The following is a 25846-nucleotide window of genomic DNA, read 5'->3' on the forward strand; positions in this document are numbered from 1 at the left end:
TCCATGCCTGGCGCAGCCTTCGTCCCTTCTAGACGACGGCGGATGGTGAAGCGAGCCCGCGAGCCGGGAGCATCCCCGGGCCGCTCGGTGATCGATCGGCATCGGCATTGCCGCCGTCTAACCCGCTAGGGCCGCTTGATTACATATTATAGTTGATAAGCTCAAAGTGTGTAAATTGCGATCCGTCTGCGCATGGATATGCGCAAGCTGGTCGGCCGGAACTTCGCTCGCCTGCGTCAGGAAAAAGGCCTGACGCAGGAGGATGTCGAGGCGCGCTCCGGTTTCAGCCAGCAGTATATCAGCGGCCTCGAGCGTGGCCGGCGCAATCCGACGGTCATCACCCTCTACGAGCTGGCTCAGGCGCTGGGGGTCAGCCACGTCGAACTGGTGCGGCCGGACGGCAACGACTGACCGGTGAACCCGGTGGCGGGAAGGCCCCGGCCGGAACCGGCCGGGGCCTTGTGCGGCTCACTCGCCGCGGCGCCCGCTGGGGCGGGACCAGATCAGCGAGAAGGTGTCGGCGTCCTCGTCGTCGAAGAGGTTGGCGTAGATCGGGGCGTTGAAGCTCGGGTCGTCGAGCTTGAGGCCCAGATAGTCGCGGCCTTCGCTGGAGCGCTTGGACCAGGCGGCGCCGATCTCGATCTTATGTGGAGCTCCACATAACGTCGATTATGCGGAGAGCGGGATTATGCGGAGCGCTGGCCTGTGAGGTCTGTGTTGCCGCCGGTTTCGGCGGGGGTTCTGCTCCGCATAATTGCGAGGGTGGAAGGCGGGCGCCCCGCGGGAAGCGGAGCGCCCGTGGCCGGTCATCGCGACCAGATGAGCTTGTGCTCGCCCTTGTCGCCCTGGACCAGGGAGGCGTAGACCGGCGCCGTGAAGGACGGATCGTCGAGCTTGAGCGAGAGGTATTCGGTGCCCGTCTCGCGGGCGGTCCGGCTCCAGCCGGCGCCGAACTCGACGCCGTTGGCGGTGACGCGATAGTCGGGCGCCTTGTCGGTGTCGCGGTCGCAGGGCTTGATGGTGGCCTTGACGTTGAGGGTGAGGGTCTTGATCGTCCCGGCATAGGCGCCGTTCTCGTCGCGGGTGAAGGTGCCGATCTGAGCCATTGTCATATCTCCTGAGAGTTGCCCGAAGCCGCCCGATGAGGCCTCGATGGCGGTCGAGAGGCGACGGACCGGACGGCTGCACCCCTTGTGGGCCGCAGCGGCAGCGGAGGACGGTGGCAGCCGAGCTTGTTGTCCCGCGAGGAATGACCGCTTGCGGTCAGGGGAAGAAGGTCGGCGGAGCCGTTGCAGGCCAAGGCCGAACCGGCGCCAGACCAGCCCGGAAGAGAGGCCGCCTGGGGGCTTCGCCGCATGATCGGCAGAGATCGACGCAGGCGGTCGGCACCTCATCAGCACGTCGGCGACGCCAGCGCGTCATCCTCCCGCGGTCACCGACGCCAGCCTCCGAGCCAACGACACATGCCCCGCCCGATACGGCACAGACCGTGGCCGCGTTCGGACCGGCCATCCTGCTCCTGGCCCGACTGGGCCTCAGGGCCAGCGAAGTCGCCAACCTCGACTTCGATGAGATCGACTGGGTGACAGGCCGCATAACCCTTGCTGGCAAGGCGCGGCGTGAGGAGCGCCTGCCGCTGACCCAGGAGATCGGGGACGCCATCCTCGCCTATATCGAGCGGGCGCGGCCACGGATCGCGACGACGCGGGTGTTCCTGACGGACACGGCGCCTGTCCGCCAGCTGAGCCGGATCGCCGTGAAGTGCATCGTGCGCCGCGCCCTCGACCGGGCCGGCGTCAAAAGTGTCCATCGCGGCGCCCACGTTCTGCGCCACTCCGCCGCGACGTCCATGCTGCGCAGCGGCCGAGACCTGCTCATCGCTGCGTGGTCGGAGCGTCTCGCCACATCAGCTCCGGCACAGCTGCGCGGTCGTCATGCTGCAGGCCACCCACGACATCCGGAAGGTTGCCCTGTGGCTTGGTCATGCCGACATCCGCACGACGGAGGCCTATCTCCGCATGGACCCCTCTGAAAAGCTGGAAGCGATCGAGGCGGTCATCCCGCCGGAGCTCAGGCGCGGCCGGTTCAAGGCACCGGATGCGCTGATCGCTTCCTTGCTCTCGGACCTGGAGGCACCGGCCGGATCGGAACGGGTCCGCACCTGAAGCGGCTCTCTCGCCCAATCGCCCCGGTCCTGCACCGGCATCGTGTTCGACACGGTCTGTGCCGTATCGGGCGGGGCATGTGTCGTTGGCTCGGAGGCTGGCGTCGGTGACCGCGGGAGGATGACGCGCTGGCGTCGCCGACGTGCTGATGAGGTGCCGACCGCCTGCGTCGATCTCTGCCGATCATGCGGCGAAGCCCCCAGGCGGCCTCTCTTCCGGGCTGGTCTGGCGCCGGTTCGGCCTTGGCCTGCAACGGCTCCGCCGACCTTCTTCCCCTGACCGCAAGCGGTCATTCCTCGCGGGACAACAAGCTCGGCTGCCACCGTCCTCCGCTGCCGCTGCGGCCCACAAGGGGTGCAGCCGTCCGGTCCGTCGCCTCTCGACCGCCATCGAGGCCTCATCGGGCGGCTTCGGGCAACTCTCAGGAGATATGACAATGGCTCAGATCGGCACCTTCACCCGCGACGAGAACGGCGCCTATGCCGGGACGATCAAGACCCTCACCCTCAACGTCAAGGCCACCATCAAGCCCTGCGACCGCGACACCGACAAGGCGCCCGACTATCGCGTCACCGCCAACGGCGTCGAGTTCGGCGCCGGCTGGAGCCGGACCGCCCGCGAGACGGGCACCGAATACCTCTCGCTCAAGCTCGACGATCCGTCCTTCACGGCGCCGGTCTACGCCTCCCTGGTCCAGGGCGACAAGGGCGAGCACAAGCTCATCTGGTCGCGATGACCGGCCACGGGCGCTCCGCTTCCCGCGGGGCGCCCGCCTTCCACCCTCGCAATTATGCGGAGCAGAACCCCCGCCGACCGAGCCCGACAGATTGACCTATACGATCAGTGCCGTATCGATCGGCGTCTTCTTGCCCGAATCCTGCGCCGCTGCACGATCCGCCGCGACCAGAGCCAAGCCGAAGGCAGAAAATCGAAGCAAGGAAGATCTCTCTGGAACCGAGATGCTATCATCCATTTGCGCGGAATAGTCCGCGCATTCAACGTGATAATGCGGCGACGCGCCCTTTCCAGTAAGCCTAAATAAATCCAGGCGCCGGGAGCGACCCATGAGGATGCAATGCGCCCGAAACCGTGTCAGAGCGAACCGATCACGCTCTTGAGCTTCGCCTGGACGTGTTCGGCCGCCTGCTTGAGCCGCGGATTGTCGATCGCTTGCATTGAGGCGACGGGATCGATCGCCGCCACTTCGGTGTTGCCGTCCCCCTTGTCCTGCACGATGACGTTGCACGGCAGCATCGTGCCTACCTTGTCCTCAATCTCAAGCGCCTCGTGGGCAAGCGCCGGGTTGCAGGCGCCGAGAATGCGGTAGGGACGGAAATCGACATTGATCTTCTTCTTGAGAGTGTCCCTGACGTCGATCTCGGTGATGATGCCGAAACCCTCGCGCTTGAGCGCCTCAGTCGTCAGCCGCACGGCGTCATCGAAGCCGAGCGCAAGCGTTTTGGCGAAATAATAGCTCATGGTTCACTCCCAAGGCGTTCTTGCAAGACGCGAATATAGGAAAGTTCAACGCAGGCCGGAGAGATATTCGGCCACGGCCCTCTTATCGGCTTCGCTCAGCGCCGCCGCGATACGGCCCATCATTGTCGACGACGGACGCGCGCCACTCGCGAAGCGATCCAATTGATCGACGATATATGCCGCATGCTGTCCATTCAGATAGGGAGCGTCGGCCATCATGCCCATCATCGGCATCCGCTCCATCATGCCGCCTCCCATCATGCCCGTCACGGGCATGCCGCGTTGGCCGGACGCACGGTGACACATGGCGCAAGCGGGCATTCCCGCGAAGAAGATGCGCTCTCCAATCGCCGCCAAGCGTTGGTCCTTGACCGCGTCCGCCTTGCGCGACTGCTTGCCATAAAAGCTCGACGCATTCGCCATGTCGGCGTCGCCGAGGTCTGCCGCGATTGGCGCCATGATGTCCGACCTGCGAGTCCCATTCCTGAAGGCCCAGAGTTGGCGATAAAGGTAAGCCGGACTTTGACCCGCCAGTTTCGGAAATTGCGATTCGCTGCTATTGCAATCCGCGCCGTGGCACTCGGCGCATTTGGCATCGGCCACATGGCTTCCTAGCGCCGGGTCGCCTGCGCGCGCGCCATCCGATTGTCCCCGTGAGGCTCCCGTCATGGCGAGTAAACCTGCTCCAGCGATGAGAATGATCGCACCCGCTAATGAGATCGCCATCTTGCTCATTGTCATGGCTCCGCGACGTCACCCGGTCCGGATCAGGCGCTGAGGTCGCGCTTTTCCTGGAGGTATTCGTCGCGCTGGATTTCTCCCTTCGCGCAGTACTCACCGAGAATGTCGAGGCCTCGCGAAAGGCTTCGATCGTTACCGATCCGCACGGCGCCTCCAAAGAAGGAGAGGACAAGCGCAACGATCCCAACTGTCAGAAGCACCAGCAACAAAAAGGAGAGGATGCCGTCGGCATCCATCCCCAGCTATGTCTATCAGCCCGAGGGCCGTTCCACCACATCGGGGTCATTGCGCAGATTGCCAAAAGCCCGTCCGCCCCGATGTCCGCGGCCGGTTCCGCAAGTTCCCGTATTTGGCCCTGCCGCCGAGCGAAAGGAACGATTTATATAGGGTACCCCCCTATATTATAAACCCGTGATGGCACACACGATCAAGCACAAGACCAAGCTTCTCGCCCGCATCCGCCGAATCAAGGGGCAGGCCGAAGCCGTGGAGCGCGCGCTGGAAGCCGAGATCGGCTGCACCGACGTGTTGATGCTGGTCGCCTCCATGCGCGGCGCCATCAACGGACTGACGGCGGAGCTGATGGAGGACCACATCCGCCATCACGTGGTGAACCCGGACGCCGAGCCGGACCCCGAGCGTGCCAAAGGCGCCGCCGACCTGATCGAGGTCGTCCGCACCTACCTCAAGTGATCTGAGAGCAAGATGACTGCGTTTACAGACCTGCTCCAGCAGGGGGCCGCGCACGCCTGGCTGTTCATCCCCTCGGCCATCCTGCTCGGTGCCCTGCACGGGCTTGAGCCGGGCCATTCCAAGACGATGATGGCCGCCTTCATCATCGCCATCCGCGGCACGCTCACCCAGGCCGTCCTGCTGGGCCTCGCCGCAACGGCCTCGCACACGGCGGTGGTCTGGCTCATTGCCCTCGGGGGGCTGTATTTCGGGCAGCAATGGGGTGGCGAGGCCAGCGAACCCTATTTTCAGCTCGCTTCAGCCGTGGCGATCATCACCATCGCCGCCTGGATGGCCTGGCGGACGTGGCGCGAGCAGAGCGACGCGCATCACCACCATGAGGACAAGACCCGTCTCCTCTCGACCGCAGAAGGGGAACTGGCGCTCGACATCTTCGAGGATGGCGTGCCGCCGCGGTGGCGCATCTCCAGCCCCGGCGGGCGCATGCTTCCTGACGCCGAGCGCGTCTTTCTCGAAATCCTGAGGCCCGACGGTGGCCGCCAGGTCTTCCCGTTCGTGAACCGGGGTGAGTTCATCGAGAGCGTGCACGACATTCCCGAGCCCCATGCCTTTTCAGTGGTGCTGCGACTGTCCCTCGCCGACGGCGGGGAGGAGGTCCATACCCTCGCCTTCGAGGAGCATGACCACGCCCACATGAATCTCGGCGACGAGGACGATGCCCACGCCCGCGCCCACGCCGCCGATATCCGCAACCGCTTTGCCGGCCGCTCGGTGACGACCTGGCAGATCATCCTCTTCGGGCTGACCGGCGGGCTGATCCCGTGCCCGGCGGCGATCACGGTGCTGCTCATCTGCATGCAGCTGAAGGCGTTCAGCCTCGGCTTCGTGCTGGTGCTGTGCTTCAGCATCGGCCTGGCGCTCACGCTGGTGGCGGCCGGGGTGCTCGCCGCGCTCAGCGTCCGGCACGTCTCGCAGCGCTGGTCAGGCTTCAGCGCGTTCGCCCGGCGCGCCCCCTATGCCTCGGCCGCGCTGATCCTGATGGTTGGCCTTTATACCGGCTGGCTGGGCTGGCACGGTCTTTCACGGGAGCACGCGCCGTCGGCCGGCATCAGCGCGGCCACGGTGCGGGGCGCTCTCTCGCCGTTGCCAACTTCATATGGCGAAGCCGGCCTGCTGGGATAAAAGGGCTTGTCCGCGGAGCCGCCGGCGCGCTTGCGGGCCGGCTACGCAGGAGTGCGTCACCCCGTGTCCCCCGAAGGCCATATCCTGATCGTCGACGACGACGCGGAGATCCGGCGCCTCGCCGGCAAGTTCCTGCGCGAGCATGGGCACAAGGTCACCACGGCCCAGGACGCGCGCGAGATGCGCGAGGCGATGAAGGCGGGGCCGGTGGATCTCATCATCCTCGACATCATGCTGCCGGGCGCGAGCGGGCTCGACCTGTGCCGGGACATCCGCCGCACCTCCAGCGTGCCCATCATCATGCTCACCGCGCGCGGCAGCGACGTGGACCGCATCGTGGGGCTGGAGCTGGGTGCGGATGACTATCTGTCGAAGCCGTTCAATCCGCGCGAGCTGCTGGCGCGCATCCATGCGGTGCTGCGGCGCATGCGGCCTTCCGGTGGCGCCGCGACCGGCGGCTCCCTGCTCAACTTCGCCGGCTGGACGCTCGACACCCGCCGGCGCGAGCTCACCAATCCGGCGGCCGTCGTGGTGGACCTCTCCACCGGCGAATACGACCTGCTCCTGACCTTCCTCGAACACCCCCAAAGGGTACTGACCCGCGACCAGCTGATGGACGCCGCCAAGAACCGCACCGCCACGGGCTTCGACCGCGCCATCGACATCCAGGTCAGCCGGCTGCGGAAGAAGCTGGAATCCCACGGTGGGCCGGAGATGGTGAAGACCGTGCGCGGCGCCGGATATTTCTTCGTCCCGGAGGTGGAACGCTCGTGATCCGCGCCCTCATCCGCGCATCGGACAGCCTCGCCGTGCGCACCGCCGTGGTGGCGGTGCTGGGCATCGTTGTCGTGCATCTGCTGAGCCTGTGGACCTACGAGCACGCCATGGAGCGCGAGCGCCACGCCGCCCACGCGATCCGCCTCGCCGACCAGATCGTCTCGCTGCGCCGGTCGCTCATGGCGGCGGCGCCGGAAAGCCGCGAGGATGTGGCCCATGACCTGTCCGGCGGCGCCATCGACGCCCACTGGAGCCGGGAAGCCATGGCCGCGCCCGGTTCCCATGTCGTGGAGGGATGGCAGCGCCTCGCCGACGACGTGCGCACGCTGGCGCCCGACCTCGGGCCGCAGGATGTGCTGGTCGGCGCGGGTACCGACCCGCACCTCAGCCTGGTCGCGGTGCGTCTTCCGGACGGCAGCTGGCTGAACGCGCGCCTGTTCGCCTCCGTCCCGCAGGCGGCCGGGGCGCACGGATCGGTGCTGTCCACGACCCTCATGGCGTCGGGCGTGCTGCTGCTGTCCCTCGCCATCGCCGCCTGGCTGACGCGGCCGCTCCGGGCCATGGCGCGGACCGTCGCGACCTTGCCCCCGGATGCGCCGCTGGTGCGGTTGCCGGAGACCGGCCCCAAGGAGGTGCGGGAGCTGGCCCACGCCTTCAACGGCATGCAGGCCCGTATCGCCGAGCTGATGGAGCGGCGCACCCAGGCCCTTGCCGCGGTCTCCCACGATCTGCGCACGCCCATGACGCGCCTGCGTTTCCGCATGGAGGACGTGGCCGATCCGGTCCTGCGCGCGGCCATGGCGGCGGATGTGGCAGAGATGGAGCAGATGGTGGACGCCACCCTGTCCTACCTGCGGGGCGAGGCCAGCGAGGAGCCGGTGCGCCCGCTCGACCTCGTGGCGCTGGTGGAGACGCTGGTGGACAATGCCCGCGACCGGGGACTTGCCGCCGATCTTGCCGCGCCGCCGCGCCTGGTTGTGGCGGGCCGCCTCGTCAGCCTGAAGCGGATGGTGTCGAACCTTCTGGAGAATGCACTTCTTTATGGCGGCGCCGCGCATGTCGTGCTTGTGGAGGAGGGCGGCGAGGCGGTGCTGACGGTTCGGGACGAGGGCCCCGGCATTCCCGATGACCAGCTTGCCGCCGTGCTGGAGCCCTTCGTGCGGCTCGAAGCCTCGCGCAGCCGCTCCACCGGCGGGGTGGGGCTGGGCCTTCCCATCGCCCGCGCGGTGGCTGAGGCGCATGGCGGCTCGCTGACCCTCGAAAACGGCGCTGGCGGCGGGTTGGTCGTCACAGTGCGCCTGCCCAAGGTCCAGCCTGAAACAAACTGATACAGAAGCGATACGCGGCGTGACAGCCCGCGCGCTATCTGGCTCCCGTACCACCGGATCAAGGATCGGACGGGTTGAAGGATGGCGCGTCATTTCGTGCGGAGAGCAGGCCTTGGGCTGTGCGCCCTTCTCGCCGGCCTGATGCTGGCGACGGGCGCGAGCGCCCACGAGGGCCATGACCATGGCGAGCCCGCCACACCACCGGTGACGACGCTTGCTCCCCGCGCCGAGGCGGCTTCCGCCGATTTCGAGCTGGTCGCGGTGCTACGCGACGGCATGCTCGCCATCCACCTCGACCGCTTCGCCGACAACGCGCCGGTGGACGGAGCGACCATTGAAATGGACACGCCTGAAGGCGTGCAGGCCGCAAGGCCGATGGCGCCCGGCACCTATGCGGTCGCCGCTGCCTTCGCCGCGAAGCCGGGCGCGCACGATCTCGCCTTCACGGTCACGGCCGACGGCACGGTGGACGTGCTCGCAACGACGCTCACGGTGCCCGCGGCCCCGGCGCTGGCTGACTCCCGTGCCACCCCGACGGTGCTGGCGCTGCTGGGCGGGTCGCAGCTGGGCTTGCTCGCGGGCGTGGTCATCGGCTTTCTCGCGGCCGTGCTCCTGATGTCCTTGCGGCGGCGCACGGCGGCGCTCGTTCTCGCCGCCGGCCTGGGGCTTGCCGCATCCCTGCCGCCGGAGGCGCAGGCCGCGGATGCGCCGAAGCCTTCAACCCGCGATGCCGCCCAGCGCCTGCCTGACGGCTCGGTGATCGTGCCGAAGCCGAGCCAGCGCATCCTCGGTGTGCGCACCATCGTAACGGCATCCGCGAGCCATGCCCGCGCGGTGGAGCTGCCGGGGCGGGTGGTGCCGGACGCCAATGCCAGCGGGCTGGTGCAGACGGCGGTGGGCGGGCGGCTGGCGCCGCCGCAGGGCGGCTTCAAGCCGCTCGGTACCAAGGTGGCGGCGGGCGACATCCTCGCCTACGTGCACCCGCCCATCGGAGCCTCGGATCTCAAGGATCTGGAGCAGCAGGGCTTTGAGCTGGACCAGCAGATCGCCATCGTGAAGCGCCGCTACGAACGCCTGTCCGCCATCCAGAACGCCGTCACCCGCCGCGAGGTGGAGGAGACGGAGATTGAGCTGAAGGGCCTTCAGACCCGCCGCGCCACGCTGGAGCGGGTACAGCGCGAGCCGGAGGCGTTGCGTGCGCCCGTCGCCGGAGTCATCGCCACGTCGGACGCGGTGGCGGGGCAGATGGCGGACCCGAACACGGTGGTATTCCGCATCATCGATCCGGACCGGCTGTGGGTGGAAGCGCTGGGTTTCTCGCCGGATGTCGGAAGGTCCGGCGCTTCGGGTCGGTTGCCCGATGGCCGCTCGGTCATGCTCGCCTTCCTCGGAGCCGGGATGTCCGAGCGCAGCCAGGCCATTGCGCTGCAGTTTTCTGTCACCGTAGGTATCGAGGGACTGCGCCCCGGCCAGTTTCTCACGGTCCTCGCGGAGGCCGGCGCCCCGCGCACGGGCATCGCCATCCCCCGCACGGCGGTGGTGCGCGGGGCGAACGGCCAGGCCATCGTCTACGAACATGTCAGCGCTGAACGCTTCGTTGCGCGCGAGGTGAAGACGGAGCCGCTCGATGCCGGCCGCGTGCTGGTGACGGCCGGCCTGCCGCCCGATCGCCGCGTGGTCACCGAGGGTGCCGAACTCATCGACCAGATCCGCTGAGGCCGGCCGATGTTCACCTTCCTCGTCACCCAGTCCCTCAACAACCGCCTGCTGGTGCTGGCGCTGTCCCTCGCGCTGGTGCTCACCGGCGCCTATGCGGTCACCCGCCTGCCGGTGGATGTGCTGCCGGACCTCAACCGGCCCACCGTAACCATAATGACCGAGGCGGAGGGCCTTGCCCCGGCCGAGGTGGAACAGCTCGTCACCTTCCCGCTGGAGACGGCGATGAATGGCCTGCCGGGCCTCATCCGCCTTCGCTCGGTGTCGGGGGTGGGGCTCTCCGTTCTCTATGTGGAATTCGATTTCGGCACCGACATCTTCCGCGACCGCCAGCAGGTCGCCGAGCGCCTCGCCTTGGTGCGGGACCGGCTGCCGGCGAACGTCGCCCCGCAGATGGGGCCCATCAGCTCCATCATGGGGCAGATCCTGATGTTCGCGGTGACGAGCGACACCGCGTCCCCCATGGCGGTGCGCGAGGCGGCGGACTTCATCATCCGCCCGCGCCTGCTCGCCATTCCCGGCATCGCGCAGGTCATTCCCATGGGCGGGGAGGTGCGGCAGTTCCGCGTGTCGCCGGACCCGGCCGCCATGCGCGCCCTCGGCATCTCCGTCGATGTGCTGGAACAGGCGGTGGCGCAGTTCGGCACCAATTCCGGCGGTGGCTTTGCCGACCACGGCGGGCGCGAGTTCCTGATCCGCAACATCGGCCGCACCCTCAGCCTCGATGATCTCAAGGGCCTGGTGCTGCCCCGTCCCGGCGGCGGCACCGTCTTCCTGCACCAGGTGGCGCAGGTGGATTATGCGGCCCGCCTGAAGCGCGGCGATGCCGGCTATATGGGTCGGCCGGCGGTGATCGTCTCGGTGGAGAAGCAGCCGGAGGTGGACACCCTTGCCCTCACCCGCGCGGTGGAGGACGCTGTCAACGACCTCAACCACACGCTGCCCGACGGCATCCGCATCTCGCCGCCGGTGTTCCGGCAGGCGGACTTCATCTCCGCCTCCATCGGCAACGTGGAAAAGGTGCTGATGGAGGCCATGGCGGTGGTGGCCGTGGTGCTGTTCCTTTTCCTCGTCAACTGGCGCACCACCTTCATCTCGCTCACCGCTATACCCGTGTCGATCCTCGCCACGGCCATCGTGTTCCACGCCTTCGGCCTCTCCATCAACACCATGACGCTGGGCGGCCTCGCCATCGCCATCGGCGAGCTGGTGGATGACGCGGTGGTGGACGTGGAGAACATCTTCCGCCGCCTGCGCGAGAATGCCGCCGCCGCGGCGCCGCGGCCGGTATTCGACGTGGTGGTGGCGGCGAGCCGGGAGGTGCGCTCCGGCATCGTCTACGCCACGCTCATCATCGTGCTGGTGTTCGTGCCCTTGTTCGCGCTGCCGGGCATCGAGGGGCGACTGTTCGCGCCGCTGGGGCAGGCCTATATCGTCTCGATCCTCGCGAGCCTTGTCACCTCCGTCACGCTCACGCCGGTGCTCGCCTTTTACCTGCTCCCCGCACTCAGCCGCCATGTGGAGCGGGAGAGCGTGCTGGTGCGGGGTCTGAAGCGCGGATACGCCGGCCTGCTCGCCGCCGCCTTCCGCCACCAGCGCCTCGTGATGTGCGCAGCCGCGCTTCTCTTCCTCGCGGCGGTGGCGGCCGCCGTGGGCCTGCCGCGCGCCTTCCTGCCGCCGTTCAACGAGGGCTCGCTCACCATCTCCATGTCCTTCCGGCCGGGCCTTTCCCTCGCCGAGAGCCATCGCATGGGCCTTGTCGCCGAAAAGCTCATCCTGGACGTGCCGGAGGTGAAGGCGGTGGGTCGGCGCACCGGCCGGGCCGAGCTCGACGAACACGCCGAGGGCGTCCATGCCTCCGAGATCGAGGTGGATCTAGGACCCTCCGCCCGCAGCCGCGCCGAGATCACCGCCGACATCCGCGACCGCCTCGCGGTGCTGCCGGCCGCCTTCAACCTGGGCCAGCCCATCTCCCACCGGCTGGACCACATGCTCTCCGGCGTGCGGGCCGAGATCGCCCTGAAGCTGTTCGGCGACGACCTCGATACCCTGCGAACTACGGCGGAAGACCTGCGGGGGCGCCTCGCCGGCATTCCCGGCCTTGCGGACCTGCAGGTGGAGCGGCAGGTGCGCGTGCCGGAAGTGACGGTGCGCGTGGATTATGGCCGCGCCGCCCTCTACGGCCTCCAGCCCGCGCAGGTGACGGACGCGCTGGAGCGGCTTTCCAACGGCCGCGTGGTCTCCCGCCTCGTGGACGGCGCGCGGCGCTTCGACGTGGTGGTCCGCCTGCCCGATGCGGCGCGCACCACGGAGGGACTTTCGGGCCTGCTGATCGAGACGCCCTCTGGCTGGGTGCCGCTCTCGCAGGTCGCCGAGGTGACGGAGACGGACGGGCCGAACCAGATCCTGCGCGAGGGCGGGCGCCGGCGCATCGTCGTGCTGGCCAACACCTCCGGCGGGCGCGACGTGGCGGTGGTGGTGGCCGACATGCGTGAAGTGATCGCGGCGACCGCACTGCCGGCCGGCATCTCCGCGAGCCTTGAGGGCACCTTCGCCGCGCAGGAGCAATCCATGCGCACCATCGGCGGCCTGTCCGCAGTGTCGGCGCTACTCGTTTTCGCGCTCCTCTACAGCCGCTACCGCTCGGCGCTGTTCGCCGCCATCATCATGGGGAGCGTGCCGCTGGCGCTCATCGGCGCGGTGGTGGCGCTGTGGATCGCCGGGCAGCCCCTGTCGGTGGCGAGCATGATCGGCTTCGTGACGCTCACCGGCATCGCCGCGCGCAACGGCATCCTGAAGATCAGTCACATCATCAATCTCGCCATCGCCGAGGGCATGGCGTTCGGCCCCGCTCTGGTGATGCGCGGCAGCCTGGAGCGGCTGACGCCGGTGCTGATGACCGCCGCGTCCGCCGGCATCGCTTTGCTGCCGCTCATGAGCGGGGCCGAGGTTCCGGGCAAGGAGATCCTCCACCCCGTCGCCATCACCATTTTCGGCGGCCTGGTCAGTGCCACGCTGCTCGACGCCGTTCTCACCCCCGTCCTCGTCCTGCGCCATGGCCGACGCCCGCTGGAGCGGCTGGTGGCAGCGGCGTGGGAGACCGCCCCCTCCACCGCCGCCGCCCGCGCGGACGCCTTCTGACCGGAGCCTGTCATGATCTTTCGCCGCCTTTTGCCGGCCGTCCTCAGTCTCCCGCTGGTCGCCTTGCCCGTCCTGGCCCACGAGCCCGGCGCGGGGGCGAACGGCGGGGTGCGGGTGGATGCCGGCCATTACCACGCGGAGCTGGTGGCCGACGGCACGCCCAATGTCGCGCTTTATCTGAGCGACGGCGCCGACAAGCCGGTGGCGGCCGAGGGCTTCAAGGCCAACGCCATCCTCGTGGTGGACGGCAAGGCCCAGCGCTTTCCCCTCTCGCCCGCCGGCGGCAACCGGCTCGCCGGGACGGCGGCGGTTGCCATCCCAAAGGGCGTGAAGGGCGTGGTCCAGATCTCCGCGCCCGACGGCGCCTCCGCTCAGGCCAAATATTGAAGACCGCCCGAAACCCCTTCGCTTCGCCTCGTCTGCCCGGCGACGAGCCAAAGAGGCCGATCATGACCCGACCCGTGTTCCAATCCGCCCTCTCCCGCCGCGCCGTCCTGACCGGTGGCGCGGCGCTCGGCGCCCTCGCCTTCTCCAGCGGCTGGCAGCGCGCCCTTGCGGCTCCGCTTCTCACGGTGGAAAGCCTCACCCTCGACGTGAACGGCAAGGCGGCGAAGGTGTTCGCCGTTAAGGGCCCTTCCGGCGAGGGCCTCTTCGCCAAGGAGGGAGACCGGCTCACCGGCGCGGTGCTCAACGCCTCGCAGAGCCCTGCGGTGATGCACTGGCACGGCCAGATCTTCGCCCCGCCGGACCAGGACCTCGCCCGTCCCAATGGCGGCGAACTTGCCCCCGGGGGCATCGATCAGGTGGATTTCCGCCTTACCCCGGGCACCCACTGGATGCACTCCCACACCTTGAGCGAGCAGCAATTGCTCGCCGCGCCCCTCGTCACCCGGGAGGCGGACGCGGGCGATGTCCAGGACGTGGTGGTGATGCTGCACGACTTCTCCTTCCGCAGCCCGGAGGAGATCCTGGCCGAACTCGGCGGAGCGAACGCACACGGCGGCCACGGTGGTCACGGCATGGGCCAGCAGATGCAAGGCATGCCGGGAATGGCGATGCCGGGAATGGACCACTCCGGCCACGGCATGGGGGGAATGGGTGCCGGGCCGGGCGCTGGAATGGGCGCCGCGATGCAGGGGGGAGGTATGCAAGGCGGCGGCATGATGGTGCACGCCAACGATGTTGCCTACGACGCCTTCCTTGCCAACCGCCGCACCCTCGCCGATCCCGAGGTGGTGCAGGTGGAGAAGGGCGGTCGGGTGCGGCTCCGCATCATCAATGGCGGCACCGCCACCGCCTTCTTCATAACCGTGCCGGGCCTGAAGGCGACCTGCATCGCGGTCGATGGCACGCCTTGCGCCCCGCTGGTGGCGGATGCCTTTCCGCTCGCCCAGGGACAGCGCATCGACCTCCTCGTGGAGATCCCGGCAGGGGGCGGTGCCTTTCCGGTGCTGGCGCAGGTGGAGGCCTCGCCCCGTCGCACCGGCTTCGTGCTGGCGACGGCCGGTGCTGCCATCGCCCGCCTCGGGGAGACGGCCGACAGACCGCAGGGGCTTCTCGACCTCGCCTTCGAGGGGCGGCTTTCCGCCTTAAATCCTCTCCCGGCGCGGCGGGCGGACAAGGTCTTCCCCATCATGCTGGGCGAGGAGCCGGGCTATCGCTGGACCATCAACGGCCGCATCCACGGGGAGGACGTGCCCTTCAGCGTGCAGCAGGGCGAGCGGGTGGAGATGACCTTCCTGAACCCCACCGGCATGAGCCATCCCATGCACCTGCACGGCCACCATTTCCAGGTGGTGGGCATCGGCGGGCGCCGCTTTGCAGGCGCCCTGCGCGACACGGTGATGGTGCCGCCGCACACGCCCGTGACCATCGCCTTCGATGCCGGGCAGAGGGGCGAGTGGTTCCTGCACTGCCACCACCTCTATCACATGGCCACCGGGATGATGGCGGTGGTGAAGGTGGCTTGACGATCGAGGTGGACAGGAAGCAGCAGGAAGCCTGGCGGGAGGCTGCAGGTCCGCGCCCCGCCATCCCGAGGACCGTCTGGGCCCTCGGCTTCGTCAGCATGTTCATGGAAATCTCGTCCGAGATGATCCACGCGCTGCTGCCGCTCTTCCTCGCCGGCACCCTCGGTGCGAGCGTCGCCATGATGGGCATGATCGAGGGCGTGGGGGAATCCAGCGCGCAGATCGCGAAGGTCTTCTCGGGCTATTTGTCGGACCACTTCGGTCGGCGCAAGCCGCTGATCCTGCTCGGCTACGGGTTCGGCGCCGCATCCAAGCCGTTCTTTGCCCTGGCCGGCGCTCCGGCGATGGTGTTCGCCGCGCGCTTCGCCGACCGCGTCGGCAAGGGCATCCGGGGCGCGCCCTGCGATGCGCTTGCGGCCGACGTCACCCCGCCCGAGATCCGCGGACGCGCCTATGGCCTGCGCCAGGCCCTCGACACGGTGGGCGCCTTCGTCGGGCCGCTGCTTGCCGTCGCGCTGATGGCGCTGTTCGCCGACGACATGCGGGCCGTCTTCTGGGTCGCCCTCGTTCCCGGCGCTCTTGCCGTGCTCTGCGTCGTCCTCGGCGTCGAGGACAGGTCCGTGGGCACGGTTGGAACAGGCCGGCCTCCACCGGTGCGGATCGCGGATCTCAGGCGCCTCGAACGTCCCTTCCTTGTCGTCGTGGCCATCGGTGTCGTCTTCACGCTCGCGCGCTTCAGCGAGGCCTTCCTCGTCCTGAATGCCTACGACGAGGGACTGCCGCTGGCGCTCGCTCCGTTCGTGCTCGTCGCGATGAATGTCGTCTATTCCCTCGGCGCCTAACCCGCCGGCGCCTGGTCGGATCAGGCGCCGCCGGAGCGGCTTTTGCTCAGCGGCCTTGCCGTGCTGGTGGCGGCCGACCTCTCCCTCGCCTTCGTCCCGGGCCTGTGGGGGGCGTTCCTCGGCATCGGCTTGTGGGGCGCGCTCATGGCGCTCACCCAGGGCCTTCTCGCCAAGCTCGTGGCCCAGAACGCCCCGGCGGCGCTGCGCGGATCAGCCTTCGGCCTGTTCAACCTCGCCACTGGCCTCGCGACGCTGGCGGCGAGCCTTGCCGCCGGGCTGCTGTGGGACATCAGTGGCGCCCGGGCGACGTTCATCGTCGGCGCCGTCTTCGCCCTCCTCGCATCCGCGCTCGTGATCACCTTCGATCCCAGCCGGAAGTCCTGAGGCGGTCCCGCCGACCATCGTCGCGGGAGGCGCGCTGGTCCTGTCCGACAGGGGGCGGTGGACAGGCTTGGCCTGCCCACCCCTTTCGTCCCCGGGACGCACTCTCATCGGCCGAGATACTTGAGGAGCGCCGCGATCCCGAGGACGACCAGGACCAGGATCAGGAGGCCGAACAGCCACATCCCCCACATGCCGGAGCCCATCATTCCGTCGAAATTCAGCATGGTTCCCTCCCTGGAGCCGGATCCGTCTCTGCAGTCCAAGAACGAGGACGCCTTAGCCAAGCGGCGTGCGCCGCAGGCGCAGGGCATTGGCGATGACGCTGACCGATGACAGCGCCATGGCCGCGGCGGCGATGATGGGCGACAGCAGAAGCCCGAACAGGGGATAGAGCACGCCCGCCGCCACCGGTATGCCGGCCGCATTGTAGATGAAAGCGAAGAACAGGTTCTGGCGGATGTTGCTCATGGTGGCGTGGCTCAGCTGCCGGGCGCGGGCGATGCCCTGGAGATCGCCCTTCAGCAGCGTCACGCCGGCGCTCTCGATGGCGACGTCCGTCCCGGTACCCATGGCGACGCCGACGTCCGCCGCGGCGAGGGCGGGCGCATCGTTCACGCCGTCGCCGGCCATGGCGACGATCCGCCCTTCCTGGCGCAGCCGCGTCACCACCTGCGCCTTGTTCTCCGGCAGCACCTCTGCTTCCACCTCGTCGATGCCCAGGCGCCGGGCCACCGCCTCGGCGGTCGTCCGATTGTCGCCGGTGAGCATGACGACGCGGACCCCGGCGGCCCGGAGCGCCGCCAAGGCCACGGGGGTGGTCGCCTTGACCGGGTCGGCGATGGCGATGAGGCCGCCGATGCGCCCGTCCATTGCAACGAAGATCACGGTGGCACCATCGGCGCGTAGCGCCTCGGCCTCGGCCGACAGGGGGGAGAGGTCCACGCCTTCCTCGCCCATGATGCGGTGGCTGCCGATGACGAGCTTTTGGCCGTCCACCGTGCCAGTCACGCCCTTGCCCACCGGGCTGTCGAAATCCTGGGCCTCGCCGAGAGGCAGGGCGCGCTCCTCCGCCGCGGCGACGATGGCCGCCGCGAGCGGGTGCTCGCTCGCCCGCTCGAGCGTCGCCGCAAGCCGCAGGAGCGCGTCCTCTTCCAAGGCGCCGGCCGTCTTCAGCGCGACCACCTTCGGCTTGCCTTCCGTCAGGGTGCCGGTCTTGTCCACCACCAGCGTGTCCACCTTCTCGAACCGCTCCAGCGCCTCGGCATTCTTGATGAGCACGCCCATGGATGCGCCGCGACCGACGCCCACCATGATGGACATGGGCGTCGCCAGCCCGAGCGCACAGGGGCAGGCGATGATGAGCACCGCCACGGCGGCGATCAGCCCGTGGGCGAAGCGCGGCTCCGGCCCAAAGATGCCCCACGCCGCAAAGGCAAGGACCGCGATGGCGATCACCACCGGCACGAACCAGCCGGATACCTCGTCGGCGAGGCGCTGGATCGGCGCGCGCGAGCGTTGCGCCTCGGCCACCATGTGGACGATCTGCGCCAGCATGGTGTCCCGCCCCACCTTGCCGGCGCGCATGACGAAGCCGCCGCTCTGGTTGAGCGTGCCGCCGATGACCTTCGCGCCGACGTCCTTGGTGACTGGCATGGATTCGCCGGTGATCATGGATTCGTCCACCGAGGAGCGGCCCTCGACCAGCTTGCCATCCACCGGCACCTTCTCGCCTGGCCGCACGCGCAGGCGGTCGCCCACCACGACCGCCTCCAGCGCCACGTCCTCGTCGCTGCCGTCGTCACGCACGCGCCGGGCGCTCTTGGGGGCGAGGTCGAGCAAGGCGCGGATGGCGCCGCCGGTCTGCTCGCGGGCGCGCAGCTCCAGCACCTGGCCGAGCAGGACCAGCACTGTGATGACGGCAGCGGCCTCGAAATAGATGGCAACCGATCCGTCGGCGGCGCGGAAGGTCGCGGGGAAGATCTGCGGCGCGAAGGTCGCCACCACGCTGTAGGCCCACGCCACGCCCGTGCCCATGGCGATCAGCGTGAACATGTTGAGGCGGCGGGTGACCAGCGACTGCCAGGCGCGGGTGAAGAACGGCCATCCCGCCCACAGCACCACCGGTGTTGCCAACACGAGCTGGGTCCAGTTGGACGCTTGCGCGCCGAGCAGCATGTGGAGATTGGTGAGGTGCCCGCCCATCTCCAGGGCCAGCACCGGCAGCGCCAGCGCAAGGCCGATCCAGAAGCGGCGCGTCATGTCCACGAGCTCGGCGCTGGGACCGGTTTTGCCTGTCGCCACCTCGGGCTCCAGCGTCATGCCGCAGATGGGGCAGTTGCCCGGTCCCAGCTGACGGATCTGCGGGTGCATGGGGCAGGTGTAGATCACGCCTTGAGGCTGACCCTTCGCTGCGGGCGGCGTTTCCGCCGCACCGGCGGTATAGGCAGAAGGGTTTGCGTCGAATTTGTCGTGGCATTTTGCCGAGCAGAAGAAATAGCTCTTGCCGCCGTAGTCCGACCGGAACCCGGCGGTGGCCGGGTTCACCTCCATGCCGCAGACGGGATCCTTGACCATTTCCGTGGGCGCGATCCCGGCGCCTTCGGGCGGGTGAACTGCATGGTCGTGGTGGTGATGGTGGCCGGCGTGCGTGTCGTGCTCAGTCATGAGGGCGGTCTCCGGAGCGAGGGGCTGTCGCGGATGAAATTCCGATACGGGGAAAAAGGCGGGGACGCGGCTGGCATAATCATCCCACGTCGGCCCGAACTCAGTGCGGGCTGCGGCTTCTTCCTGCCGTGCGAGCCGCACATAGACCGAGACGAGAATGGGGAACATGGCGAGCGTGACCAGCGTCGGCCATTGCAGCAGGAAGCCGAACATGATGACGACGAAAGCGGCGTACTGGGGATGCCGCACGCGGGAATAGGGACCTTCGGTCGCGAGGCGGTGATCGCGCTGGGCCGCATAAAGCACGTTCCAGCTCGCGACGAGCAGCCAGAAGCCGCCGAAGATCAGAATATTGCTGAAGATGTGGAACGGCCCGAAATGGGGGTTCACGCGCCATCCGAACAGGGTCTCCAGCAGATGGCCGGCGTCGTGGGACCAGAAATCGACACCGGGAAACTGCCGGCCGAGCCATCCCGACAGGAGATAGATGGTCAGCGGAAAGCCGTACATCTCGGTGAACAGGGCAAGGATGAAGGCCGAGAACGCCCCGAGCGTGCGCCAGTCCCGCGGTGTCTGCAGCCGGGTGAAGCTTGCCGCAAACAGGATGAAGACCGCCGAGTTGATGATCACGAGGCCCCACAGGCCATAAGCGGAGGTCTCGGTCATCGGTTGCCCCCATCGGGACCCGGCGGCCGTTCGCCTGGCTGGTGTCCCGCATGATGGCCGTGGCCGTGATGCATGAACATGTGCATCAGCGGGCAGGCGAGCAGCAGGAGGAAGGGCAGATACCCCAGCGCATGGACGCGGTGCTCCGAGAACAAAAGAAAGGCCACCGCGAGAAGAAAGCCGATGGCGACGATGCCGCCGGGCGAGCGCCAGAAGCTTCGGTGCGGGGCGCGCGTGCCGGTGTCATTGCCGGGCCGCGGCATATGGCCGGTGTCGTCATGCAAGGACATTTGGTCCTCCTCCACCTGAGCGAAGCAGGCCGGCTGCGATCGCCGACCCGCCAGCGAGGTTCGACGCTCACATGGGGCCCATTCCACCCGGCATCATGAGCTGGTCCGCCGTGCGCTTCTGCGCTTCGTCGAACGACGCGTAGAGCGGCCCGAGCGCGGCCTTGAGGCGGCGCACCGCTTCGAGGCGGGCGACGAGCATGCGCTCGTGACCGTCGATCCGCTGCGGCAGGGTCGGCGCCGAGCCGCCCTGCGCGGCCATCATCATCTCCTGCATGTCACCCATCATGGCGCGATTGGCCTTGAGCGCTTCCGTGAATGCGCTCCACAGGGGCTGCTGCGCCTCAGTGATCTTCAGTTCGGCCTTCAGGAAGGCGATGCGCCCTGCGATGCGGTCGGGGTCCATCATCTGGCTCATCCCCATGCCGGCCCCTGCGTTTCCGCCGCCCATCATGCCCATGCCACCCTGGCCCATCATCCCCATCATGCCCGGCCCCATCATGCCTTGAGGGCCACCTGGCGTCGGCGTGGCCTGAGATGGCTGCGGTGCCGGCGCGGCAGCCTGGGGCGCAGCAGGCTGGGCCTCCGGCGGATGGTGCGCGTCCTCGGCGAAGCCCGGCGTCGAGAGCAGCAGCGCGCCGGCGAGCATCAGATTGCGAAACGTCGTCATAGTCAGTTCTCTCCTATCGCTGCGGTCCGGCTGATGCCGGCCGCCTGGAAATCCAAACCGCTCCGTGTATCCTGTGGCCCTGTGCCCTCACTCCTGTGCTGTGGGTCCGCACCGGCTGGGTGGGCACTGCCCACGCCGTCATAGAGACTGTCGAAGAGGCGCTCCCACAGGGCGTCCCGCAGGCGCCGGCCCTGCTCGATCCCCTCGGCGACGCGCGAGACGACGTGCTCCTCCTCGACCTTGAAGGGGTTGTCCGCTGCGGCCGGATGCCGGTCGGCGGCGACCTGCTCCGCGAGCCATCGGACATCGCGCATCCAGGGCATAAAGCCTTCCGACAACAGGTAGCGGCTGGTGCGCATTGGGTGCAGCGTCTCAAGCATCGCCGCCGACCAGGGCGTCGTCAGCGCCCGTACCCAGGGGCTGACGAACGTGCGGTAGAAGGCTTCGTTGCGCTCCGACAGGTCGCGCACGCGCTCGAAGGCAGGGTCCTGCCGGGCGAAGCGGATGTCGGACACCTCGCGCGCCTCGAAGCGGACCTGATAGGCGCCCTCACGGCAATCGGGATCGCCGGACGGATTGTCGATCTTCATCTCGTAGAGGCCGGGCGGGAGCGTCTCGATCCGCGGCAGGCTCTCGAGGATGGCCCGATGCTCCAGCCGCGCAACCTTTGCGGAAACGAAGATGCCGAGGTGACCCACATGGCGGTTGATGAGATAGACGATGCGCTGGCCCGCCGCCTTGAGATCTTCCGTATCCTGGTACACGATCGGTAACCAGCCGAGCGCCTGATGGGGCGGCGTGATGTTGTCGCCATAGGATGCGAAGATCACGAGCGGGTTGCGGATGCGCCTGAGATCCGCATGGCACCCTTCGCAGATCCGGACGCGGCCCTGCTCCAGCCTGTTGCCGACGAAGAAGTTCTCCACGATGGCGAGGATCTCCTCGCGGCTCAGGAAGTAATAGCCGCCCCACCAGCGCTCGAAGGCGAGGAACCGCTCCCGCTCAGTATCCATGTGGGCATAGAGGTTCGCGTACTTCTCCCATACCGCCTCGGGCTTCAGCCCCTCGAAGTTCTGCACCAGAAAGGCGCCGTCGAAGCGTCCGTCCCCGAGGTCGGCGAGAAGGTGTGTCAACCACGCCCCGCCCTCGAAGCCGGCGGCGATGCGCATGGGGTTGATGCCGGTCTCGCCGGCCCAGTAGGACAGAGGGGTCCCGTTCAGCACGGCCGGTCCGGCCAGCCCCGCGCAGTTCGCGGCGAGCAGCGTCACCGCCCAGCCGGCCTGGCAGTTCCCATAGAGCACAGGCGCGGCGCCGGAATGTCGCCATGACACCTCCTCGACGAACCGCCGCAGCACGTGAAGCACGTCGGCGAGCGTCTGCCCCGCGGCGGGCTCTGGATAGAAGGTGACGAAATAGACGGGGTGCCCCTGGTGCAGGGCGATGCCGACCTCGGAGTCCTGCTTGAAGCCACCGATGCCGGGGCCGTGGCCGGCGCGCGGGTCGAGGATCACCACGGGCGGCTTGGCCGCGTCCAGACAATCTTCCAGGCACTCGTCCCCCACGCGGGTCACGCGCAGGAGGGCATAGTTTGCCGGACGCTCGAGCCGGCGGGCATCGAGCAGGACCTCATAGTCGAAGTCGAGCAGAGCCGGCTTACCGGCGCGCTCGTGCGCCAGCATGTTGTCGGCCCGCTGGCGCAGCGTGTCCCAGAACAGGATCCAGCGCTCGGCCACGTCCCTGCCATAGGACAAGAAATCGCGAGCGAACGTTCCGGGATCGCTGGAGAAGGCGCTCCCTTGGGCATTTCGGGTTTGCCGCGGGGTTCCGGTGCCAGTCGGTCCGGATTGTCCAAGCGCAGCCGTGCCGGCCATAGGCTCGGCAAGCGTGTCGCGACCATACATGGAAAGGTCCTCGTTTCGCCATCGGCACGAGGCCGACGCTGATTTCGGGGGCATCTTGCGGCACGTCGACGCGCCGGCGCCCTCAACGGGCGCTGCTTCGCGCGTCCGCCTCACGCCTGAAATGCGTTGAGACCGGTATCAGCTCTGGAAACGCGGGGGATCGAGGCCGGGCAAGACCGCCAAGCCGTCCGCGGCCTGGTTGGCGAGATCAAAGGGCTCTCGAACAAAGGTCAGATCCAGAACGTGCAGGCTCGCGCCGTCGGCCACGGGCACATAGACACTGCAGGAGACGCTGCAGCACTTTCCGTGTTCAGCGGGTTGGGTCGGCTCGTCCGGATGATGATCTGCGGGATCAAGCGAGGCGATCTGGTACGGATGATCCGCCGCAGCTGCGTATGCCGAATCCTCGTCATGGCACGGCGCGGAATAGGCGCTCGCGATGGGTCCGAACAGCATGGCCATTGCCACCAGGATCGCTGGCAGCACCTTCACCCACCCCGCTGCCGACCTGAGCCTGATCATATGCCTCATCGCCTCACCGGCGAACTATGCCTCATCATAGGTGCGCATGAAAGGACCGCCTTGAGCAGGATCAACGCGGGCGCCGACGAGGTCACCTGTTGCACGTGCTGTTCGGCGAGATCATCACGCTGAACACGCTGGGACTGGGCCTGGAGGTGCCGATGTTGGCGTCGATCCGGCCAGCGTCCCTGATCCTCACCCTTGCCGCGCTCAACGCCGTGTTCCGCTTCCACCTCGGCGTGATGACGATTTTGGCAGGCTGTTCAGTGCTCGGACTGCTCTATGGGCTTGCGGGCGGTATCGGGTGAGCCATGAATAATGGCTCTGTTCGACTTGGCGCGTCGACGGACGGATGCCGAACGGGGATGATGGCGGCCTCCGCAACCTCACAGAAGACCGGCCCGATCCTCTTCGGCTTCACGTCCCCCGTTCCGGGCCGGCTCCGTGCACTTCCGCCGCGACGGGTAGGACCAGATAAGATAGCTCCCATCATGCGCTGGTCCGCGACCGACCACGTGGCGTCGTCTCGTCTCAAGTAATCGCGATCGACCGCCGCTTGGGCCTCTGCCACAATCCGGACGGCGCCACCGATCCGCATCCTCGGACAGCATGGATGGCAAGGCTCTTTCGGCTCCGGCCCTGCCGAATGACATGGAGCGTGCTCAGATCTGCGCAAGGTCCCAACTGGACGCGCTGGCCGCGACCCGCAACAGCGTCGTGACGCCGATGGCAATAGCGCCGATGATCGAGAAGACGATCTGCCACGTCTCGGACGGCATGGCGAGCTTCGCGATGCCATGCGTGGCGTGATAGCCGACGATGACGGCCGGGATGACGAAGGCGAGCGCAAAGAGGAGCCGCGCCCACATCGGACGAACGACCGCGAACAGAACCTGGCCGATGCCGAGCGTGATGCCCCCGGCGATCAGGCCAACGACGATCGCACCGAGCCAGCCCGCGCCGGTTTGGTGTGCCCAAGTGCCGGCGCTGACAGCGGCGAAGAACGGCAGCGCGAAGACCGCGAGCGTAAACAGCAGCCAGCAGAATAACGCGATGGCGGCGAGACCAAGCAGGATGCCGAGGAAAATCATGGTGGTATCTCCATAAGGAAAGCTCTGACGGTTGCGCCTTCCACCACCACCACCGCGGCGCGATCACCAGCATAGCAAGGGAAAAAGCCGCCGGAATCCCTGCAATGGGGATGCTCGGGACTTCCGCGCTCCCTCCGCTATCTGGCGAAGGGATCAATCTCCCAGACGATCTGGGAGGCATCGCCGTCGAATTCGTCGGCCGGCACGACCGAGAGGCTGCCGTCGCCGGCGCGAAAGATCACGATGACGACCATCAGGGTCTTGGCAAGGCTGAGGGCGAAGGCCTGCGCATCGGTAGAGGACATGGGGTCCGGCTCCTGCTCGAAGCGGAGGACCATCCCCCGCTGACAGGCGCCCGATTGGTCCGGCCGATGGCCGCAATCACCGCGACGGCGAAGCGGAGCGGCGGCACGCGGTGCGTAGCCGACCCCTTGCGGGTTGATGGCGTCAGGCCCTCGGCCGGACCAAGGATCAGCGCAAAAAAAGCGGGGGTGGATGGTCGCTCGAAGATCGGCAGGTGCGGCCGTCTCCCTGCATAAGCTGACTCTGGAGGCTTTGTTCAGCTACACGTCTGATGAGTACAGGTCCTGCTCGTCAGTCCGGTGAAAATCGATAATGGAGCCAGCACTTTCATGAGAAACGTTCAGGGCTCGTGAAATTCGATTCCGATGGTCGAGAAGGGGGCAGCGCTCATGCGCCGCCTGACCCGAACCGATAGACCGGGATGCCGAGCTTGCGGGCCTTGTCGGCGAGGTTGTCCTGGATGCCCGTGCCGGGGAAGATAATGACCCCGATGGGCATGACCGAGAGCATCTGGTCGTTGCGCTTGAAGGGGGCGGCCTTGGCGTGCCGTGTCCAGTCGGGCTTGAACGCGACCTGCGGCACCTTACGGGCATCGGCCCAGCAGGCGGCGATCCTCTCGGCACCCTTGGGCGAGCCACCGTGCAGCAGCACCATGTCAGGGTGCTTCGCGCGGACCTGATCGAGCTTCGCCCAGATGTGCGTGTGGTCCATCGTGTCGCCGCCGGAAAAGGCGATCTTCGGACCTGTGGGCATCATCACCTCGGTCTCAGCCCGCCTGCGGGCGGCGAGGAAATCGCGGCTGTCGATGAGGGCTGCGGTGAGGTGCCGATGGTTCACCAGGGATCCGGAGCGCGGGCGCCAGGCTGAGCCGGTGTGCCGTTCGAAGGCATCGGCAGCCTCGTCGCGCATCAGCTCGAAGGTGTTGCGGCGTTCCATGAGGCTCTGGCCCTCGGCGATGAGTCGCTCCAGCTCCGCCGAGCGCACCTCGCTGCCGTCCTGTTCCTGCTGGCTGCGGCGCTGGCCTTGCTCGTTGTCGTCAAGGGTGCCCGAGATACGGCCGGCGGCACGGTGGAAGAGATGGACGGTCGACCACAGGAGATCGGGAAGGTCCGGCTCGAGGCGAGTGTCTTGCAGCGTCGCGATGAGGGCATCGAAGATGTCGGCAATTGCGCCGGTGATGCGGTCGGCATCGGGAAGCGGCCGCGGATCCGTTTCGTCGTCCGAGGGACGGTAGCCATAGAGCTGAAGTTCCTGCAGCAGGTGATCGGTGGGAGAGGAAGCGTGGCGGGGTCCGTCGTGCTCGGTGCTCATGGGAGGCTCCGTC

At 67.8% G+C, this 25846-nt stretch carries 24 protein-coding genes and 4 pseudogenes; 14 read left to right on the forward strand and 14 right to left on the reverse strand.

The features are described from left to right. Positions 1-192 precede the first annotated feature (192 nt). The gene (locus V5F63_RS14560; protein WP_138397488.1) at positions 193-411 is read left to right on the forward strand and encodes a helix-turn-helix domain-containing protein; all 219 of its coding nucleotides are present in this window, start codon (positions 193-195) and stop codon (positions 409-411) included. 57 nt (positions 412-468) lie between these two features. Here the strand turns inward: V5F63_RS14560 and V5F63_RS14565 are convergent. Next, positions 469-645: pseudogene (locus V5F63_RS14565) on the reverse strand (DUF736 domain-containing protein); the annotation flags it as partial. A 161-nt stretch (positions 646-806) separates the two neighbouring features. After that, positions 807-1106: a DUF736 domain-containing protein gene (locus V5F63_RS14570; protein WP_149578558.1), complete on the reverse strand. Its 300-nt coding sequence runs from the start codon at positions 1104-1106 to the stop codon at positions 807-809. Between the two features lie 143 nt (positions 1107-1249). Here V5F63_RS14570 and V5F63_RS14575 point away from each other — a divergent pair. From V5F63_RS14575 to V5F63_RS14585, 3 genes and pseudogenes are all read left to right on the forward strand, one after another. Then, positions 1250-1747, forward strand: a pseudogene (locus V5F63_RS14575) (tyrosine-type recombinase/integrase); the annotation flags it as partial. A 55-nt stretch (positions 1748-1802) separates the two neighbouring features. Then, a complete protein-coding gene (locus tag V5F63_RS14580) occupies positions 1803-2165 on the forward strand; it encodes a tyrosine-type recombinase/integrase (protein ID WP_408068511.1) in 363 nt (120 codons plus the stop codon). A gap of 436 nt (positions 2166-2601) precedes the next feature. Further along, the gene (locus tag V5F63_RS14585) at positions 2602-2901 is read left to right on the forward strand and encodes a DUF736 domain-containing protein (protein ID WP_149578558.1); all 300 of its coding nucleotides are present in this window, start codon (positions 2602-2604) and stop codon (positions 2899-2901) included. 356 nt (positions 2902-3257) lie between these two features. Here V5F63_RS14585 and V5F63_RS14590 read toward each other — a convergent pair whose 3' ends face one another. The 3 genes from V5F63_RS14590 to V5F63_RS14600 are packed head-to-tail and all read right to left on the reverse strand — an operon-like array spanning position 3258 to position 4621. Further along, on the reverse strand, positions 3258-3644 hold the full coding sequence (locus V5F63_RS14590) for a DUF302 domain-containing protein (protein ID WP_149578546.1): 387 nt from the start codon (positions 3642-3644) through the stop codon (positions 3258-3260). A 45-nt stretch (positions 3645-3689) separates the two neighbouring features. Continuing rightward, the gene (locus tag V5F63_RS14595) at positions 3690-4379 is read right to left on the reverse strand and encodes a c-type cytochrome (RefSeq protein ID WP_245327175.1); all 690 of its coding nucleotides are present in this window, start codon (positions 4377-4379) and stop codon (positions 3690-3692) included. 32 nt (positions 4380-4411) lie between these two features. Then, positions 4412-4621: an SHOCT domain-containing protein gene (locus V5F63_RS14600; RefSeq protein ID WP_149578544.1), complete on the reverse strand. Its 210-nt coding sequence runs from the start codon at positions 4619-4621 to the stop codon at positions 4412-4414. 178 nt (positions 4622-4799) lie between these two features. On the opposite strand from V5F63_RS14600, the gene V5F63_RS14605 reads away from it, so the two are divergent. The 9 genes and pseudogenes from V5F63_RS14605 (at position 4800) to V5F63_RS14645 (ending at position 16418) form a co-directional block, all read left to right on the forward strand. After that, the gene (locus tag V5F63_RS14605) at positions 4800-5078 is read left to right on the forward strand and encodes a metal/formaldehyde-sensitive transcriptional repressor (protein ID WP_138399103.1); all 279 of its coding nucleotides are present in this window, start codon (positions 4800-4802) and stop codon (positions 5076-5078) included. Between the two features lie 12 nt (positions 5079-5090). Then, entirely contained in the window at positions 5091-6260 is a 1170-nt protein-coding gene (locus tag V5F63_RS14610; RefSeq protein ID WP_394102819.1) for a nickel/cobalt efflux transporter, read from the forward strand. A gap of 63 nt (positions 6261-6323) precedes the next feature. Next, on the forward strand, positions 6324-7034 hold the full coding sequence (locus V5F63_RS14615) for a response regulator (protein WP_012115378.1): 711 nt from the start codon (positions 6324-6326) through the stop codon (positions 7032-7034). Further along, a complete protein-coding gene (locus V5F63_RS14620) occupies positions 7031-8365 on the forward strand; it encodes an ATP-binding protein (protein WP_394001172.1) in 1335 nt (444 codons plus the stop codon). The genes V5F63_RS14615 and V5F63_RS14620 overlap by 4 nt, the downstream gene beginning before the upstream one ends. A gap of 81 nt (positions 8366-8446) precedes the next feature. Further along, a complete protein-coding gene (locus tag V5F63_RS14625; RefSeq protein ID WP_394102818.1) occupies positions 8447-10081 on the forward strand; it encodes an efflux RND transporter periplasmic adaptor subunit in 1635 nt (544 codons plus the stop codon). Positions 10082-10090: 9 nt separating this feature from the next. After that, a complete protein-coding gene (locus V5F63_RS14630) occupies positions 10091-13222 on the forward strand; it encodes an efflux RND transporter permease subunit (protein ID WP_394102817.1) in 3132 nt (1043 codons plus the stop codon). 12 nt (positions 13223-13234) lie between these two features. After that, positions 13235-13609, forward strand: coding sequence for a hypothetical protein (locus tag V5F63_RS14635; RefSeq protein ID WP_149577254.1), 375 nt, complete (start codon positions 13235-13237; stop codon positions 13607-13609). A 62-nt stretch (positions 13610-13671) separates the two neighbouring features. Beyond that, entirely contained in the window at positions 13672-15192 is a 1521-nt protein-coding gene (locus V5F63_RS14640) for a multicopper oxidase family protein (protein WP_149577255.1), read from the forward strand. 98 nt (positions 15193-15290) lie between these two features. Then, positions 15291-16418 (forward strand): annotated as a pseudogene (locus tag V5F63_RS14645) (MFS transporter). A 276-nt stretch (positions 16419-16694) separates the two neighbouring features. Here the strand turns inward: V5F63_RS14645 and V5F63_RS14650 are convergent. From V5F63_RS14650 to V5F63_RS14675, 6 genes and pseudogenes are all read right to left on the reverse strand, one after another. Beyond that, positions 16695-19082 carry a heavy metal translocating P-type ATPase gene (locus V5F63_RS14650; protein ID WP_232847551.1) on the reverse strand — a complete coding sequence of 796 codons (2388 nt, stop codon included), beginning with the start codon at positions 19080-19082 and terminating at the stop codon, positions 16695-16697. A gap of 153 nt (positions 19083-19235) precedes the next feature. Then, positions 19236-19748 (reverse strand): annotated as a pseudogene (locus tag V5F63_RS14655) (methyltransferase family protein); the annotation flags it as partial. Then, entirely contained in the window at positions 19745-20038 is a 294-nt protein-coding gene (locus V5F63_RS14660; protein ID WP_188079545.1) for a DUF2933 domain-containing protein, read from the reverse strand. The gene V5F63_RS14660 and the pseudogene V5F63_RS14655, both read right to left, overlap by 4 nt. Before the next feature lie 67 nt (positions 20039-20105). Continuing rightward, the gene (locus tag V5F63_RS14665; RefSeq protein WP_149577257.1) at positions 20106-20705 is read right to left on the reverse strand and encodes a Spy/CpxP family protein refolding chaperone; all 600 of its coding nucleotides are present in this window, start codon (positions 20703-20705) and stop codon (positions 20106-20108) included. A 2-nt stretch (positions 20706-20707) separates the two neighbouring features. After that, positions 20708-22606: a DUF3141 domain-containing protein gene (locus V5F63_RS14670; RefSeq protein ID WP_149577258.1), complete on the reverse strand. Its 1899-nt coding sequence runs from the start codon at positions 22604-22606 to the stop codon at positions 20708-20710. A gap of 138 nt (positions 22607-22744) precedes the next feature. Continuing rightward, a complete protein-coding gene (locus tag V5F63_RS14675) occupies positions 22745-23098 on the reverse strand; it encodes a hypothetical protein (protein WP_232847539.1) in 354 nt (117 codons plus the stop codon). A 128-nt stretch (positions 23099-23226) separates the two neighbouring features. Between V5F63_RS14675 and V5F63_RS14680 the strand changes: the two genes are divergently transcribed. Beyond that, complete coding sequence (locus V5F63_RS14680) at positions 23227-23436, forward strand: hypothetical protein (RefSeq protein ID WP_012116555.1); 210 nt, start codon at positions 23227-23229, stop codon at positions 23434-23436. Between the two features lie 354 nt (positions 23437-23790). Here V5F63_RS14680 and V5F63_RS14685 read toward each other — a convergent pair whose 3' ends face one another. The 3 genes from V5F63_RS14685 to V5F63_RS14695 form a co-directional block, all read right to left on the reverse strand. Next, on the reverse strand, positions 23791-24219 hold the full coding sequence (locus V5F63_RS14685; RefSeq protein WP_012116554.1) for a hypothetical protein: 429 nt from the start codon (positions 24217-24219) through the stop codon (positions 23791-23793). Positions 24220-24356: 137 nt separating this feature from the next. Beyond that, entirely contained in the window at positions 24357-24524 is a 168-nt protein-coding gene (locus V5F63_RS14690; protein ID WP_188079546.1) for a hypothetical protein, read from the reverse strand. Positions 24525-24909: 385 nt separating this feature from the next. After that, complete coding sequence (locus tag V5F63_RS14695; RefSeq protein ID WP_012116552.1) at positions 24910-25833, reverse strand: DUF2493 domain-containing protein; 924 nt, start codon at positions 25831-25833, stop codon at positions 24910-24912. Positions 25834-25846 lie beyond the last annotated feature (13 nt).

Origin of the sequence: Xanthobacter wiegelii (assembly GCF_043193855.2) — a bacterium.
Classification (GTDB): domain Bacteria; phylum Pseudomonadota; class Alphaproteobacteria; order Rhizobiales; family Xanthobacteraceae; genus Xanthobacter; species Xanthobacter flavus_A.

Coding starts and splice junctions, on each gene's coding strand:
- V5F63_RS14605 (WP_138399103.1), top strand. CDS start 4,800: ATGGCACACACGATCAAGCACAAGACCAAGCTTCTCGCCCGCATCCGC.
- V5F63_RS14635 (WP_149577254.1), top strand. CDS start 13,235: ATGATCTTTCGCCGCCTTTTGCCGGCCGTCCTCAGTCTCCCGCTGGTC.
- V5F63_RS14600 (WP_149578544.1), bottom strand. CDS start 4,621: ATGGATGCCGACGGCATCCTCTCCTTTTTGTTGCTGGTGCTTCTGACA.
- V5F63_RS14660 (WP_188079545.1), bottom strand. CDS start 20,038: ATGTCCTTGCATGACGACACCGGCCATATGCCGCGGCCCGGCAATGAC.
- V5F63_RS14630 (WP_394102817.1), top strand. CDS start 10,091: ATGTTCACCTTCCTCGTCACCCAGTCCCTCAACAACCGCCTGCTGGTG.
- V5F63_RS14590 (WP_149578546.1), bottom strand. CDS start 3,644: ATGAGCTATTATTTCGCCAAAACGCTTGCGCTCGGCTTCGATGACGCC.
- V5F63_RS14585 (WP_149578558.1), top strand. CDS start 2,602: ATGGCTCAGATCGGCACCTTCACCCGCGACGAGAACGGCGCCTATGCC.
- V5F63_RS14685 (WP_012116554.1), bottom strand. CDS start 24,219: ATGATTTTCCTCGGCATCCTGCTTGGTCTCGCCGCCATCGCGTTATTC.
- V5F63_RS14595 (WP_245327175.1), bottom strand. CDS start 4,379: ATGAGCAAGATGGCGATCTCATTAGCGGGTGCGATCATTCTCATCGCT.
- V5F63_RS14625 (WP_394102818.1), top strand. CDS start 8,447: ATGGCGCGTCATTTCGTGCGGAGAGCAGGCCTTGGGCTGTGCGCCCTT.
- V5F63_RS14560 (WP_138397488.1), top strand. CDS start 193: ATGGATATGCGCAAGCTGGTCGGCCGGAACTTCGCTCGCCTGCGTCAG.
- V5F63_RS14690 (WP_188079546.1), bottom strand. CDS start 24,524: ATGTCCTCTACCGATGCGCAGGCCTTCGCCCTCAGCCTTGCCAAGACC.
- V5F63_RS14570 (WP_149578558.1), bottom strand. CDS start 1,106: ATGGCTCAGATCGGCACCTTCACCCGCGACGAGAACGGCGCCTATGCC.
- V5F63_RS14650 (WP_232847551.1), bottom strand. CDS start 19,082: ATGACTGAGCACGACACGCACGCCGGCCACCATCACCACCACGACCAT.
- V5F63_RS14670 (WP_149577258.1), bottom strand. CDS start 22,606: ATGTATGGTCGCGACACGCTTGCCGAGCCTATGGCCGGCACGGCTGCG.
- V5F63_RS14640 (WP_149577255.1), top strand. CDS start 13,672: ATGACCCGACCCGTGTTCCAATCCGCCCTCTCCCGCCGCGCCGTCCTG.
- V5F63_RS14665 (WP_149577257.1), bottom strand. CDS start 20,705: ATGACGACGTTTCGCAATCTGATGCTCGCCGGCGCGCTGCTGCTCTCG.
- V5F63_RS14695 (WP_012116552.1), bottom strand. CDS start 25,833: ATGAGCACCGAGCACGACGGACCCCGCCACGCTTCCTCTCCCACCGAT.
- V5F63_RS14610 (WP_394102819.1), top strand. CDS start 5,091: ATGACTGCGTTTACAGACCTGCTCCAGCAGGGGGCCGCGCACGCCTGG.